Below are 14,693 nucleotides of genomic sequence, written 5' to 3'. Positions count from 1 at the left end.
AGAAATCGATGAAACCACTATCGGAATTGATCGTTGACTCAAGTGATACCAAACAGTTGTTACAGCAGTGGAAAGAGGAGAGTGAGCGTACGGTTCAGTTTTTGCCTGAAAATACGGATGCCAATAAACCGGTACTCCACTATCTCCAGGTGACGACCCATTCCATTTTGGGCCATATTGCCTATCATACCGGTGGAATCATCATTGATCACGGGTGGTTACGCATACTGGGGTCCGGGCATGATCGTATGCAGCGGGATGTGCAAACATGGAATGTGATTGATCCGGAGCAAAAGCAGAATCGCTGGCCGGGACTGTTGCTTGTGGCCGATGATGTTTTGGGTGGCTTTTTTGCCTTAAATGGCGGTGGCGTTTCAGGAACAGTGGGGAAAATCGTTTATTTGGCGCCGGATACACTTGAGTGGGAAGCGTTGGATCTGACTTATCCGCAGTTTATCGATTGGGCGATGACTGGAGATATCAAAAAGTTTTATCAGCCTTTTTACTGGACGGGCTGGGAACAAGATGTGCAATCGCTGCACGGGGATCAAGGCTATTCTTTTTACCCGTTTTTATGGACGCGTGAAGGGAAAAATATTGAATCGGTGTCCAGAAAAGCGGTCCCAATCGCAGAATTGTGGAAGCTTCAGCTTCATTGGCGAAAAGAGTTTAATATCAAGTGAAAGGGAGAGGGAAAAAGGATGTTTTGCTATACCCCCAAAGTGACACTGGGTGATTACGTACCGAAACAGACGTCCTTAGAGGACAAGTTTGGCGGACTCCCATGGGGATTGCCACCGGAACGTTGGCCGCTCTGTGGGGAATGTGGGGAACCGCTGACGTTTTTGGCCCAGTTTTCTTCCCATCCACAGCGGTTTTCATTGGGAAAAGAGGGACGAGTTTTATTTTTGTTTTCTTGTCAAGACGATTGTAGTACCTTTGATCGTGAAGCGGGAGCAAATGCAGTCGTGATTGTGGATCGAGACGATTTGGTAGCCGGCTTAACGGCGGCACCGCCTTCATTTGACGAATCTTTGATGCTGGCGGAAGCACGGGTGGTCGAGTGGGTTCAATATGAAGAACCCTTGCCGGATGAGGAGAAATGGAAGTGCTACGATAGGAAGGCATGGGCGGAAAATGAACAAGCCTTAAACAGACAGATCGTTCATCGAACCAAGTTGGGCGGGTTTCCTTCCTGGATTCACCGTGTTCATTCCCACCCACAGGGTTACTTTTTCGCCGGTCAATATCTAACGGGGCCTGATGACTTTGTACAAAGTGAAGAAATTGTCAATGCAACGGATGAAAACAATATATTACGCTATCTCTTGCGTGGGATTGAAAATGGGATCGGATATTTGTTTATCAATCCCGATGCGGTAGAGCCAAAAGGGGAATTAATTGTCGATTATTACTAGTGTAAATTCTCCCCTAAACAATCAAACCGCACCTGATATCAGGTGCGGTTTGATCCTACTAAATAATCGATGTCTTTTATTTTAGGTTCTCGGCAATCGATTGGGCCAGAGGCTCCAGCTTCTGTGCTAGTTGTTGCGGGTCGGCGGCGTCTTGAGTCTGCCAATTCGTCATCTCAACCGCTGTCTTGCCGACGCGGAAATTGAGGGATTTGTTGCCGGTTCCAGTGCTGGTTAAGCATACCGCGCCGTCACCGACTTTCATATCCAAGGCGATCGGTTGTGTCAGAGAGCTTGCTGACCCCTTTGGATCACAGGGCCAGTCACCGTATTTTCCCCACTCATCTTCACGGTAGATGGTGAAATCAACCTTTACAGATTGATAGCCGTCGCCTATCGAACCGGAAGGAACTAGATTGGAGCGACGGCACGAAGTTTCCGTACGGGAGATCATGGGACCTTTGTCAGGCTTAAACTCCGCATCACCAGCATAGTAGGTGGCCTCTACATAACCGCTTGCAGGCTCCCCATATGATTGTTGAAAGGCTTCCGCAGATACGACTTCACATGGATCAGGTACATCGTCGTAGGGCGCGTCGTATTGATGCTGAATCGGTGCGATTGGTTCTTTGGAGATGTTTGCCATGGCCTGTTTTGCGATTGCGTTAGCTACCTGTTCCGGCGTGCGTTTGCCGTACTTTGACTGTTCAAGTTTTGTATAGCCATCTATGACGAGATCTTGCTTCCCGATGATAAATTGCCATTTCACCGGTTCCTCCTCATCCTGCCACACGGCTACTTGCATCCCCTGCTCCGTGCGAAGCTCAGCGCCTTGCCGTTCTGGTCTTCCCATTCTACTTTCCAATTCTCTTTCTTCGTTAAATGGTGGCTGAAGAACATCTACTGCGACCAGATCTTCTCCAAAATTATATATACACTTGCCGACACCATCGAAGGGGGTCGCTCGTTCAATCGCTCGATCGGGAGGAACACTTTCGGCAAGGTAGGCGGCTGTGACTGTCGACTGTTCGGTGTAGTTTAGGCCAAGATCGGTTAACGTTTTGATCGGTATGACAGAGCAGCCGTCAAACACTTGAACTGAACCGTAGCTGTTGGCATCACCTTCTCCTGCTTGCTGCTTGAGAAGGGGGCCCGCAATGGTTTCACTCTGCCCGGATGCTTCTTTTTCCTCTGAAGCATCTGGGTTTTTTGAGTTGAAGTCGGGCAACGAGCAGCCGGATAAAACCATGACGACCGAAAGAGACGCAACTGCTCCCAGACGGATGATTGCGATCTTTTTTGATTTGGTGGGAAATGCTCTCCGTTGAAATTTGCTCAGGAATTTCATGATAAGGACACTTCCTTTTCATCGGTTAGTTTTGTGGTTCGAATTGATGCCATTGGTTTCTAATCTTAAGCTCGTACGATTGAGGATTCCACTTCCTTGTTGAATTAAGGCGATTTTATCATTGTTTTTTTACCGTTAGCAATTATTTTATTAATTATTAAAATATACTAGTTCATTACTTTAGGTTTTCGGCGATTGCTTTCGCCATCGGCTCCAGCTTCTGTGCCAGTTTTTGCGGATCGGAGTTATCGGGATCTTCTCGCCATGTCTCCATCTGGACAATCGTCTTGCCGACACGGAAATTGAATAGATTGTGAGTCTCGTTGCTCTTCGTCAAACAGACGGGGCTGTCACCGATCTCGATATCCAGTACCTTTGCCTGATGAAGATCGGAGTTGGGAGCGTCCGGGTTACAGATTTTGAAATCGGACTTGGCCCATTTTTCGTCGCGATAGTGTGAGAATTTGACATCGACGGACCGATAGGCACGATTGGAATTGCCGGAGGGGACCAGGTTGGAACGGTTGCATTCCGTTGTGATGTTGGGGACTGAGGTTATACCAAAATTTGTTGTTTGAAACTCGCCGGCATAGTATGTTGCCTCAATTTGTCCGCTGGCGGGCTCTCCAAATGATTGCTCAAAAGCTTCTGCAGATACAACTTTACAGGGAGCGGGGATACCCTGATAAGGGGAGTCGTATTGATATTGAGCAGGTGCTGTCGGTCCCTGGTTGAGGTTTGCGATCACTTGTTTTGCAATCTCTTCTGTCAACTGTTCCAGATTGTAATTGCCGTAATTCGGCTTCTCTAGCGGCAAATATCCTTGCACGACCACATCTTGTTTATCGATTACAAAATACCACCCAGATGGCCCTTGCCATACCGCTAACGGCACCCCTTGTTCCGTGCGGAACTGGCCACCTTGATTGGTTGGGACCTCCAGCTGTCTCTGCAGTACATTCTCTGCATTAAACGGCGGTTGATAGATATCGAGAGAAATATGTTCTCCTTCAATTGAATAAGTACACTTGCTCACACCATCTAACACCCCTACCCCTGTAACGGCGGCAGGGACAGATTCCGCCAGATGAATGGAACGAACGGCCGATCGGGCTTTAAAATCAGTTTGGTCACCATGCTCCAGCCCGAGATCGGTTAATGCCTTCAGTGGAAGCACCGTGCATGCGTCATACACTGAAACAGAGCCATATCGTTGGGGATTGCCCTTCCCTTCCTGTTGTTTTAAGAGGACACCTGTGATTTGTTCTGGTGGCTGTGATGAATCACTGTCAGAGTTGGAGTCCGATTGATTGACGGATTCGGAACTTGACGTTCCTAAATCGGGTAACGAGCAGCCAGCCAGTATCATAAGAACAGCGAGAACAGCGACACTTCCAATACGCATAAATAAAAACGTTGGCAACTTCATCTGTGTTCCTCCTGTGATGATCCCTGATTGGAGAGAAACCGATAGACAGCTCTCCCCATTGTTAGTTTTCGAATTCCTGATTTCCTCAATCTAGGATAAAGTTAAGTTTAGCAAGGTTATTAAGATTAAGGAATAGGAGAAGGGATGTAAAGGGAGTTGTTGCTCTTTTTTGCCTAATTTTCCTAGATGGGAGAACGATGATGTACAAACGCCTTTTTTGGATACCGGGTGTTGCATTGGTATGTTTCGTTGTTGCTGCGATTTTCGCTTATCGGTTGGTTTTTTATCAAGAGATTTCATACCCGGCATTTCGAGAGAAAGTTGATGCATGCGAATTTTATCAGGTGAAATTCGATTATACCCGTGAAAGGTTGATCGGTTGGAAAAACGTGACGATGTATGTAACCTCAGAGCCTCATGACTTCAACTATGATGAATTACGTGAACCGACGAAGAGATGTGGAACGGAGTATATTTTGCCGATGGATTGAAGAATATGAATTGCGATCTTTTCTGTGATTAAAAAAGGCTCCGTGCTGACAAAGCACGGAGCGTTGATATACCGAAAAACCTACTATGGAACGGTTAAACGGGTGGGATGTCTTCGATTGAGCACAGGTCTTACCTTAGTTACTTCGGTCCTGGGTCTCGCTTAGCAAAAAAGGTGTCATCAAAGATGGATTAACAATTGTCGCGTTACTCGGCGATTTCCGCCCAACGTTCCGTTTTGGCGGATAAGGTTTGTTGTCGTTCCATTAATCGCTCTTGCAGGGGAAGGTTTTTGTTGGGGTCTTGGTAAACCTCCGGTTTGCACAGCTCCGCTTCAATCCAGGCAATCTCCTCTTCTAAAGCTTCGATTTCCTGTTCTAGCGCCTCCGCCTCCTGCTGAAGGCGACGGGTCTCTCGCTCGCGTTGGCGTTGTTGGCGGAGGGATTCATGGTGAGAAGGAGCGGTTGGAGAAGCGATTTGCTCTGTCTGTGCTTGCTCCCGCTGCCGCACTTGTTCCCGGAATGCATCATAGTTGCCCTCATAAACAAGTACATCGCCGTTTCGCACTTCCCAGACGCGGTTGGCCAGGCGTTTGATCAGATAACGATCGTGGGAGACAAACAGCAACGTGCCCGCAAACCCCTCCAAGGCTTCCTCGAGCCGTTCTTTGCTGTCCATGTCCAAGTGGTTGGTCGGTTCATCCATCAACAGCATATTGGCTTGGTTCAGCAGGCGTTTTACCAAAGAGAGACGCGCTTTTTCCCCTCCGCTTAGGTCCTTAACTTGTTTAAAGACGGCGTCACCGTTAAACAAAAATTGCCCTAGATAGGAACGAATTTCCGTCTGGTTTAAACGCGGGTGTGCATTCCACACTTCATCCAATACTGTCGCTTCTCCGTTCAGCTCTTCTTGTTCCTGATCGTAATCATCCAGCTCTACACCGCTGCCCCAACGGATGGTGCCCGCCAACGGCTTCAATTTGCCTGCCAGTGTTTTTAACAACGTCGATTTTCCGGCGCCGTTGGGACCGACGAGAGCTACCCGATCTCCCCGTTCCAACTGGAGATCGCAGGAACGGATCAGAGGGGGTGACCCTGGATAACCGGCGGTTAGATCGTCGGTGGTCAGCACCTCTTTGCCGGTGCGGGTGCGGGTTTCAAAACGGATGGCGGCGCGGTTTCGTTCACCTGGTGGTTTTTCCAGTTTATCCATCCGTTCTAACGCCTTACGCCTGCTCTGAGCCCGTTTGGTAGTGGAGGCTCGTGCTAGATTGCGCTGGACAAAATCCTCCATCCGTTTGATTTCCGTTTGCTGTTGTTCATATTCCTTTGCCCACTGTGCCAGCCGCTCTTCCCGCTGTCGGATGTAATCGGTATAGTTTCCGGGGTAGCGGGTAACCCGTGTCCGTTCCACCTCATAGATGACGGTGACGATGCGATCGAGAAAATAGCGATCGTGGGAGACGACCAACACTGCGTGAGGATACGATTCCAATGTATGTTCCAACCAGGAGAGGGCATCCATATCCAGATAGTTGGTCGGCTCATCTAAAATGATCAGATCGGGTTGTTCCAACAGCAACCGCGCCAAGGCAAGCCGCGTCTTCTGCCCACCGCTGAGGGATTGAACTGGAGTCGAATTCCAATCGAGTGTACCTAACCCAAGGCCGTTTAGCGCTCCCTTTGCCCGCGCTTCGTAGTCATAGCCGCCATCTCGTTCAAAGGATTCCTGTAGGCGGGCATATTGGGCCAATAGCGACTCATACTGGCTTTCATCCGCTAGGACCGTCTCGTCCCCCATACGGGCTTCCATCTCCCGCAGCTTCTTCTCCTGCTCCCGTAAGGAGGCAAATGCCCGCATCACTTCGTCCCAAATTACACCGGCGGAATCGGTTTCAAACTCCTGGGCTAAATAACCGATCCGGGCACTTTTGGGTACGGCGATTTCGCCTTCATCAGCGGGAAGGCGGCCGGTGATGATTTTTAGCAGCGTCGATTTCCCGGCGCCGTTGGGTCCGATTAGACCCACCCGCTCTCTATCCTCTACCTGGAGGTTAACTCCGTCAAGGACGACGGTGCCTCCAAAGGATTTGTGGATCTTTTGCACTTGCAGGATACTCACCATTTTCACCCTTCCATGTTCCACCGTTTCCATTGTAGCCGATCACAGGGAAAAGGGGAAAGGCTTTCGGATGTGAGTGCTATAATACGTGGAAAGAACATGAGCGTTATAATCGAATTGTGTCAGTGGTGGGAGTAGATAATTCCTTGATCGACAAAAAACGGATCGAGACTGATGACATCGCCACCATCGAAAAATGGGGCTGTGATTGGATAACAGCAGCAAAAAGGAGGGAGCGGTCCAGGAAGTGGACCCATGCGATGATGGACCCATCTACCAAACAAGAGCTGCGCCGACAGTGGCTGCGGCGGCGGGAAGCGTTGGACGCGGCTGTTGTGCGTAAGCATTCCCTTGAAATCTGTCGACATCTCCATCGGCATCCGTTATACCGTGAGGCAAAGCGGGTGCTGTATACGATGCCTCATCGCAATGAAGTGGATCTGCGTCTGTTGATGGAGTGGGCGTGGCAGGAGGAAAAAGGGGTGATCCTTCCCCGCGCCTTAAAGGAGGAGCGCACCCTGCACCTGTACCGTGTCCAAGGGTGGGACGAGTTGTCACTTGGTGCTTTCGGCATCATGGAACCTGCCGGACTGCCGCATACCGAGGTAAAGGCGGCAGAAGTGGATCTAGCCTTAGTCCCTGGTGTCGCCTTTGACCGGCGCGGCTATCGCTTAGGGTACGGCGGGGGCTATTTTGACCGTTTTTTTGCAGACGAAGGAAAGAATACGGTCGCCCTCGGTGTCGCCTACGCCTTCCAAATCGTGCCGACGGTATTTCCTGAGGCTCATGATGTGCCGATGGCAGGAGTGATGACGGAGGAGGGATGGGTGGGGTGAGCACTAATGAATGCAACAGATTATCTCCAGACACCAGAAAGGATCAAATCGGAGAACGAAATATAGGGGCATGGAACGTACCTTCGTGAAGAATGCGACATTGGTCGGTGTAGTTTGCGATATAAATCAAAATTTTGGAAATGACTGCATCCCTTTTCTGAGTTGAGTTTACGGTTTCAAAAAAATCGGGCAAGCGAGTGTCTCCCCGCTTGCCCGCTCTTCCTCTTCCATTTACATCGCATCTATGTCCCGCTTTGCTCGTTCGCGAGTCCGCTTCCACGCTTTCACCAAAATCCCCTCACTCCGCAAACACCTGCTTCCACTCATCCTTGCCCGCCAACATACGGCGAGCGATTGCTTGTGCTCCTTCAAGGCTGTGGTTGGCAGCCCAACCGCATTGGACTACATTACAGGCGGGCACTTCATCCGCTGCCAGCACATCGTTTAAGGTTTTGGCCAGCACATCCAGGATTTCATCGCAATCGTTATGGTTGATCACCGAGAGATAAAAGCCGGTTTGGCAACCCATGGGACTTAAGTCGACCACGTTGTCCAGGTGGTTACGGATATTTTCCGCCATCAGGTGTTCCAGCGAATGGAGTCCCGCCATCTCCATATGTTCTTGGTTGGGTTGGCAGAAACGGATATCGTATTTATGAATTTCATCCCCGTTAAGCCCTTTTTTGGTGCCCGCCAGGCGAACGTAGGGGGCTGCTACTTTGGTGTGATCCAGTTCAAAACTTTCCACGTTCATTTTTTTAGGCATGGACCTTCACTCCTCTGCTATGTTGTCCCAATTGTGCCAGCATCGATAGGGCGATTTGTGCTGATCGTTCCGCCGCCAGTTCCATAAATTGTTCATAGGATAACTTGGCATCTTGGCCGGCGATATCGGAGATGGAGCGGATAACAACAAAAGGAATGCGAAACTGGTGGCAAACCTGAGCGATGGCGGCAGCCTCCATCTCTGCGGCGTACAAGTGTGGGTACTTGGATTTAATCAAGGCGACACGATTATCGTCACTCATAAATGAATCCCCGGAAGCGATCAATCCCTGGTGAACCCGTAGATCGAGGTGGGTTTGTGCAGCTTTTGCCGCCATCGTCACCAACACGGGGTCCGCTTGGTAAAAAGCGGGCATCTGGGGTACTTGTCCATACTCATAGCCAAAAATGGTGGCATCCACATCGTGGTGGCGAATTTCCGTTGAGATCACAATGTCACCCACGGCCAAATCGGGGTGAAAACCACCGGCGCAACCGCTGTTGATGATATAGTCCGGTTGTTGGTTTTGAATCATCAAGGTGGTGCCGATGGCCGCATTTACCTTGCCGATGCCGGATTGCAAAATAACGACATCGATGCCGTCGATGGTTCCGGTGTGACAGGTTGAACCGGCGATCGTCTCGATGTCTGCGCGGTTCATCCGTTCCCGCAAGAGGGAGACTTCTTCCGTCATAGCGCCGATAATTCCGATTTTCATGTTGTGACTCCTTCTAGTTCGATGAGTTCAATATTAGCATACTACAATTGCATTCTTCAGCAATAAAAATCAATTGAGATACTGCTAAGCGGGATGAAACAGTTAAAGAAATGTGAAAATCTACACATGCCCAGCCCCGCTTGTTACAATAAAGAGAGTAGCATTGGGAAATCGAGGGGGAGTTAAAAAATGAAGAGCAAGTTGCGGGAGGTTCATGTCTCCGAAGCGGTGGGGCTCGTATTGGCCCATGACTTGACCCAGGTGCTCCCCGGAAAATATAAAGGTCCCTTGTTTCGAAAAGGGCATGTGGTTCGTGAAGAGGATCGGGAAGCCTTGTTGTCCATCGGCAAGGAGCACTTATATGTACTGGAGATTGCGGAAGGAGAGTGGCACGAGAACGATGCTGCTCTTCGCATCGCTACGGCGGTATGTGGAACGGGATTGACCTTGACCCAGCCCCGGGAAGGGAAAGTTAACCTGGTGGCGGAACGAGATGGATTATTACAGGTGGATGCAAACCGTGTCCATGGGATTAATCAGGTGGAACAGGCGGTGTTATCCACTCGAAAAACGGATATCCCCGTTAAAAAGGAAGACATCGTGGCTGCAACACGCGTGATCCCGCTTCTCTATCCGGAAGAGCGACTGAGACAGGTGGAAGCAGCCGCACTAGCCGATGCAACATTGCCTGTGCTGGAGGTTGTCCCGTTTCCGCAGCGCAAAGTCGGGGTGGTGATCACCGGCAGTGAGGTGTACCACGGTCGTATTCAGGATCGCTTTGGCCCGGTGGTGCAGGAAAAAGTGGAACGCTTTGGCTCCGTTATCATGGGTCAAACCTTGGCCAGTGACGAAAAGGATCGTATCATTGAGCAAGTGCGGGCATTTGTTGAACAGGGTGCGGACTTGGTTTGCGTTACCGGCGGTATGTCCGTCGATCCCGATGATCGCACACCAGGGGCAATCAAAGCACTGGGGGCGGATGTTATCAGCTATGGAACGCCGATGCTGCCAGGGTCGATGTTGATGGTGGCTTATTATCAGCAAACGCCGATACTCGGTTTGCCGGGTTGCGTCATTCATGATGAATACACGTCATTTGATGTGTTTTTGCCGCGGATATTGGTAGGGAAACGCATTACTCGCCATGATATCGTGCAGTTGGGCTACGGTGGCCTTCATTCCTGTTGAGGTATCGAGGCAAGGAATTGTTGATAAACTGTTGAAAAGCGTCGGCACTGACAGGAGAGACGACACGAGGTGTTTACCGGATTGAATTTGACACTCCACTTGGAAAAAAAGGATAGAAACACCTAAACGAGGGTGATAAATATAAACGGCCAAACGGGGGTGATGCTGTATGTCTGAAGGAAAAATACCGCAGGTGACTGCCAAGCGGTTGCCCCTCTATTATCGATATCTGGAGAAATTGCACGCAATCGGGAAAAAGCGTATTTCGTCCTCTCAACTGAGCGATGCATTGCAGATTGATCCAGCTACCATCCGTCGCGATCTTTCCTATCTGGGTGAGCTGGGCAAAAAGGGTTACGGATATAATGTCAACTACCTATTGCAATTTTTACGCGATTTCCTTCATCAGGATGAGGTGACCAATGTCGTTCTGGTTGGTGTGGGGCATTTGGGAACCGCTTTGCTGGGCTACAATTTTTACCGCAGCCATAACACGAAAATCGTAGCCGGTTTTGATGCGGATATCTCAAAAGTGGGCAAAGAGGTGGACGGGATTCCGGTCTTTTCGATGGAACGCTTTCAGGAAGTGGTTGAGTTGCACCAAGTGGAGGTGGCGATCCTGACGGTTCCTGCTACCGTGGCCCAGGCGACGGTAGATATGATTGTGGATGCTGGCATTCGCGGGATCATGAATTTTACCCCCGTCCGACTGACCGTGCCCCCTCATGTGCGTATGCACAACATCGATTTGACAATTGAACTGCAAACTTTGATCTACTTCCTGAAAAACTTCCCTATCGACGAAGATCTTCCGGTGCTGGAGGTTGGAGAACGGGATCACGAAAGGTAGTGTAGCGATTTCACCAATCATTGGATAAGCCCCTTTGCTTCCAAAGGGTTTGAGACATTACACCAGTCTGGCGGCTATCTATGAGATTGGTTTGATCGAGATAGAGAGTGAAGTGGGTCCGATATTTAATTTTTCCGTGAGAGTGAGGGAGGGTTGGTGTGGTCGATGAAGCGACTTTACGCTTATAGCAACGAAACAGAGGCGGCTACACCAGCCCGGAAGTGATGACGGATCGAGAACAGCGTTGGACGGAACATCTAGGTGAAATGCGGAAGCGAATCATCATCGTGTTGATGTTTTTCGTCTTGTTTTTGATTGTGGGATTTGTGTGTGCCAAACCGATTATCGATTGGATTACGACGGATATATTAAGTGGTCCCCTGGGACGTAATCTTGAGCTGCATATCTTTTCTCCAGCGGAATCCTTGAGCATCTTTATGAATTTTGCCTTTGTCGTCAGTCTGGTTCTAACCTCGCCGGTGGCTTTGTATCAGGCGTGGCGGTTTGTTCAGCCGGGTCTGACGAAACAGGAGCAGCGAGCGACATTGCGTTATATTCCCTTATCCGTCGTCTTGCTCATCCTAGGACTTCTGTTTGGCTATTTTTTGATTTTGCCGTTTATAATCGGCTTTTTATCCCTGTTAACGGCTTCTTTGGGGGCGACGGAAACCTACGGAATGTACGAATTTTTTCGCTTTATGTTTCGGATTGTGATTCCAATCGGCCTTTTGTTTGAACTGCCGGTGATCATTCTCTTTTTGACGCGAATCCGGATTCTAAACCCGGAAATATTGAAAAAAGGGCGCAAGTTCGCCTATCTGGCGATGGTGGTGCTGGCGGCTTTTATCACCCCGCCGGACTTTATTTCTAATATCCTGGTCGCACTTCCCCTAATCGGTCTGTATGAGGTAAGCATCTTCTTTTCCATGCGCATCTATCGCAAGATGAAAGCGGAAGAGGAAGCATACGAGGCGTCGTGGCAGGAGAGAGAAGCCACCCCCGGCTCGGAGGCCGACTGGTGGGGGGAGCAGCCAAAAGATTAATCCAGCTAAAAGGCTTCATGCGATCGGTTGTTTAATCGCATGGCCTCTGCCAGGTACCCAGGAGCATCGCAACCGAGGGTCAAACTTGTGCGTGTGAGTCAGGGAATAAAGACGGAACTCTACTCCCGATTGTCTTACAGGGTAGCTTAACCTTTTCTGATGGAGCACGTGATTTACCGGTGTGGATCGGTATCGGGATTCTCGCGTTCTCTGTTCAAACCCGATCTAACCGGGTTTGTTTCTTTTTCCAGTACAGCGGGGGCAATTTTTTCGCCGGAAGGGCTTGCAAAATCAAACTGAGGAATATATCATTGTTTATGGTGTTAGCACTCGGTTGATGCGAGTGCTAACAAGCCGAAAATGTCCACCTCAAGAAGGAGGGTGTTTTGTCGTGATCAAACCGTTGGGAGATCGTGTGGTTCTAGAAGCGATCGAGCAAGAAGAGAAAACCGCTAGCGGCATCGTGCTGCCGGAAACGGCTAAGGAGAAGCCCCAGGAGGGGAAAATCGTCGCTGTTGGTACCGGCCGTTTTGAAAATGGTCAAAAAGTGGCACTGGAAGTGAAGGAGGGCGACCGCGTCATTTTCTCCAAATACGCGGGTACGGAAGTAAAAGTGGGCGATAAGGAATACCTCATCCTGCGGGAGAGTGACATCCTGGCCGTCGTCGACTGATTCGGAACAACCTCTTACCAATAGAAATCCCTACATAGGAGGGTGAAGCGAGAATGGCGAAAGAAATCAAGTTTGGTGAAGATGCCCGCCGCTCGATGCTGAACGGTGTGGACGCTTTGGCCAATGCTGTAAAAGTGACCCTAGGTCCCAAAGGGCGTAACGTCGTGTTGGAGAAAAAATTCGGTTCTCCGCTGATCACCAACGACGGGGTGACGATTGCTAAAGATATCGAGCTGGAAGACAAGTTTGAAAACATGGGTGCCCAACTGGTGAAAGAAGTGGCTACCAAAACCAACGATGTGGCTGGTGACGGAACCACCACTGCAACGGTTTTGGCACAAGCGATGATCCGTGAAGGGCTGAAAAACGTGGCCGCCGGTGCCAACCCGATGGTAATCCGCCGCGGGATTGAGAAAGCTGTTAACGCTGCAGTGGAAGAGATTAAAACCATTGCCAAACCAGTTGAAAGCCGCGAATCGATCGCGCAAGTGGCTTCCATTTCCGCCAACGAAACCGAAGTGGGCGAACTGATTGCCGAAGCCATGGAAAAAGTGGGCAACGACGGCGTGATCACGGTGGAAGAATCCAAAGGGTTTATAACCGAACTGGAAGTGGTCGAAGGAATGCAGTTCGACCGCGGTTATATCTCCCCTTATATGGTGACGGACAACGACAAAATGGAAGCGGTGCTGGATGATCCGTATGTCCTGATCACCGATAAGAAAATCACCAACGTGCAAGAAATCCTGCCGTTGCTGGAGAAAGTCGTGCAACAAGGCAAGCCTCTCCTGATCATCGCTGAAGACTTGGAAGGGGAAGCCCTGGCAACCCTCGTGGTTAACAAGCTGCGTGGAACCTTCAATGCTGTTGCGGTGAAAGCACCTGGATTCGGCGATCGCCGTAAAGCGATGCTGGAGGATATCGCCATCCTGACCGGTGGCCAAGTGATCACCGAAGATCTCGGACTGGATCTGAAAACCGCTGACTTCAGCGCTCTCGGCCGCGCTCGTCAAATCCGCGTGACCAAAGAGGATACCATTGTCGTCGATGGTGCCGGTGATCGCGCTGGAATCGACAGCCGTGTAAAACAGATCCGGCAACAGCTGGAAGATACCACTTCCGAATTTGATAAAGAAAAACTGCAAGAGCGTCTGGCCAAATTGGCTGGCGGTGTAGCCGTCATCAAAGTGGGTGCCGCAACCGAAACCGAATTGAAAGAGCGCAAACTGCGCATCGAAGACGCCCTCAACTCCACCCGTGCTGGTGTGGAAGAAGGAATGGTCTCCGGTGGTGGTACCGCCCTGGTCAATGTCCTGCATGCAGTAGAGAAAGTGGACGCTAGCGGCGATGAGTTGACCGGTGTAAAAATCGTGCTGCGCGCGCTGGAAGAGCCTCTGCGTCAGATCGCCTTCAACGCTGGTCTCGAAGGTTCCGTCATCGTGGAACGGGCCAAGAAGGAAGATGTGGGCATCGGCTTTAACGCCGCTACCGGCGAATGGGTCAACATGATCAAAGCTGGTATCGTCGACCCGGCCAAAGTGACCCGCTCTGCTCTGCAAAACGCCGCTTCCGTAGCCGCGATGGTGCTGACCACGGAAGCAGTGGTTGCCGACCAACCGGAAGAAGAAGCAGCTGCTCCCGGCGCCGACATGGGCGGTATGGGCGGTATGGGCGGCATGATGTAAGGACTGCCCCCATTTACCCTAAAATAGAACGAACGAAAAATGAGAGGCTTTCCATGAGTGGTACACACTTATGGAAAGCCTCTTTTTTCGCTAGCACACTAGATCCGATTTCACCTTTTGTCAACAAACGAT

14 protein-coding genes are annotated in these 14,693 nt (G+C 50.2%); 9 read left to right on the top strand and 5 right to left on the bottom strand.

Annotated elements, in window-relative coordinates:
- The first annotated feature begins 8 nt into the window (after positions 1 to 8).
- Together C8J48_RS17310 and C8J48_RS17305 are read left to right on the top strand one after the other, a co-directional pair.
- Positions 9 to 683, top strand: a complete 675-nt coding sequence (locus C8J48_RS17310) for a DUF2625 family protein (RefSeq protein WP_107728530.1) — start codon at positions 9 to 11, stop codon at positions 681 to 683.
- 18 nt (positions 684 to 701) lie between these two features.
- Entirely contained in the window at positions 702 to 1,418 is a 717-nt protein-coding gene (locus C8J48_RS17305) for a DUF1963 domain-containing protein (RefSeq protein ID WP_107728529.1), read from the top strand.
- A 76-nt stretch (positions 1,419 to 1,494) separates the two neighbouring features.
- Here the strand turns inward: C8J48_RS17305 and C8J48_RS17300 are convergent, their stop codons facing one another.
- Both C8J48_RS17300 and C8J48_RS17295 read right to left on the bottom strand, forming a co-directional pair.
- A complete protein-coding gene (locus C8J48_RS17300) occupies positions 1,495 to 2,763 on the bottom strand; it encodes a hypothetical protein (RefSeq protein ID WP_107728528.1) in 1,269 nt (422 codons plus the stop codon).
- 175 nt (positions 2,764 to 2,938) lie between these two features.
- Entirely contained in the window at positions 2,939 to 4,192 is a 1,254-nt protein-coding gene (locus C8J48_RS17295) for a hypothetical protein (protein ID WP_107728527.1), read from the bottom strand.
- A 200-nt stretch (positions 4,193 to 4,392) separates the two neighbouring features.
- Here C8J48_RS17295 and C8J48_RS17290 point away from each other — a divergent pair, with 200 nt between their 5' ends.
- Complete coding sequence (locus C8J48_RS17290; protein WP_107728526.1) at positions 4,393 to 4,683, top strand: hypothetical protein; 291 nt, start codon at positions 4,393 to 4,395, stop codon at positions 4,681 to 4,683.
- 205 nt (positions 4,684 to 4,888) lie between these two features.
- Here the strand turns inward: C8J48_RS17290 and C8J48_RS17285 are convergent, their stop codons facing one another.
- A complete protein-coding gene (locus C8J48_RS17285) occupies positions 4,889 to 6,805 on the bottom strand; it encodes an ABC-F family ATP-binding cassette domain-containing protein (RefSeq protein WP_107728525.1) in 1,917 nt (638 codons plus the stop codon).
- Between the two features lie 143 nt (positions 6,806 to 6,948).
- Here C8J48_RS17285 and C8J48_RS17280 point away from each other — a divergent pair, with 143 nt between their 5' ends.
- The gene (locus tag C8J48_RS17280; RefSeq protein ID WP_107728524.1) at positions 6,949 to 7,638 is read left to right on the top strand and encodes a 5-formyltetrahydrofolate cyclo-ligase; all 690 of its coding nucleotides are present in this window, start codon (positions 6,949 to 6,951) and stop codon (positions 7,636 to 7,638) included.
- 298 nt (positions 7,639 to 7,936) lie between these two features.
- Here C8J48_RS17280 and C8J48_RS17275 read toward each other — a convergent pair whose 3' ends face one another.
- Both C8J48_RS17275 and mtnN read right to left on the bottom strand, forming a co-directional pair.
- Positions 7,937 to 8,404 carry an S-ribosylhomocysteine lyase gene (locus C8J48_RS17275; RefSeq protein ID WP_107728523.1) on the bottom strand — a complete coding sequence of 156 codons (468 nt, stop codon included), beginning with the start codon at positions 8,402 to 8,404 and terminating at the stop codon, positions 7,937 to 7,939.
- Positions 8,397 to 9,122, bottom strand: coding sequence for a 5'-methylthioadenosine/S-adenosylhomocysteine nucleosidase (gene mtnN / locus C8J48_RS17270; protein ID WP_107728522.1), 726 nt, complete (start codon positions 9,120 to 9,122; stop codon positions 8,397 to 8,399). Before mtnN ends, C8J48_RS17275 begins: the two co-directional genes overlap by 8 nt.
- A 189-nt stretch (positions 9,123 to 9,311) precedes the next feature.
- Here mtnN and C8J48_RS17265 point away from each other — a divergent pair, with 189 nt between their 5' ends.
- From C8J48_RS17265 to groL, 5 genes are all read left to right on the top strand, one after another.
- Positions 9,312 to 10,310, top strand: a complete 999-nt coding sequence (locus C8J48_RS17265) for a molybdopterin-binding protein (protein ID WP_107728521.1) — start codon at positions 9,312 to 9,314, stop codon at positions 10,308 to 10,310.
- A gap of 169 nt (positions 10,311 to 10,479) precedes the next feature.
- Complete coding sequence (locus tag C8J48_RS17260; RefSeq protein ID WP_107728520.1) at positions 10,480 to 11,160, top strand: redox-sensing transcriptional repressor Rex; 681 nt, start codon at positions 10,480 to 10,482, stop codon at positions 11,158 to 11,160.
- A gap of 224 nt (positions 11,161 to 11,384) precedes the next feature.
- Positions 11,385 to 12,203: a twin-arginine translocase subunit TatC gene (gene tatC / locus C8J48_RS17255; protein ID WP_107728519.1), complete on the top strand. Its 819-nt coding sequence runs from the start codon at positions 11,385 to 11,387 to the stop codon at positions 12,201 to 12,203.
- 391 nt (positions 12,204 to 12,594) lie between these two features.
- Positions 12,595 to 12,876 carry a co-chaperone GroES gene (groES, locus tag C8J48_RS17250; protein WP_107728518.1) on the top strand — a complete coding sequence of 94 codons (282 nt, stop codon included), beginning with the start codon at positions 12,595 to 12,597 and terminating at the stop codon, positions 12,874 to 12,876.
- A gap of 53 nt (positions 12,877 to 12,929) precedes the next feature.
- Positions 12,930 to 14,561, top strand: a complete 1,632-nt coding sequence (gene groL, locus C8J48_RS17245) for a chaperonin GroEL (protein ID WP_107728517.1) — start codon at positions 12,930 to 12,932, stop codon at positions 14,559 to 14,561.
- Positions 14,562 to 14,693: the final 132 nt, after the last annotated feature.

Source organism: Desmospora activa DSM 45169, assembly GCF_003046315.1.
Classification (GTDB): domain Bacteria; phylum Bacillota; class Bacilli; order Thermoactinomycetales; family DSM-45169; genus Desmospora; species Desmospora activa.
Note: the sequence above shows the minus strand (reverse complement) of the source record. Positions and strands in the feature narration are given on the sequence as shown.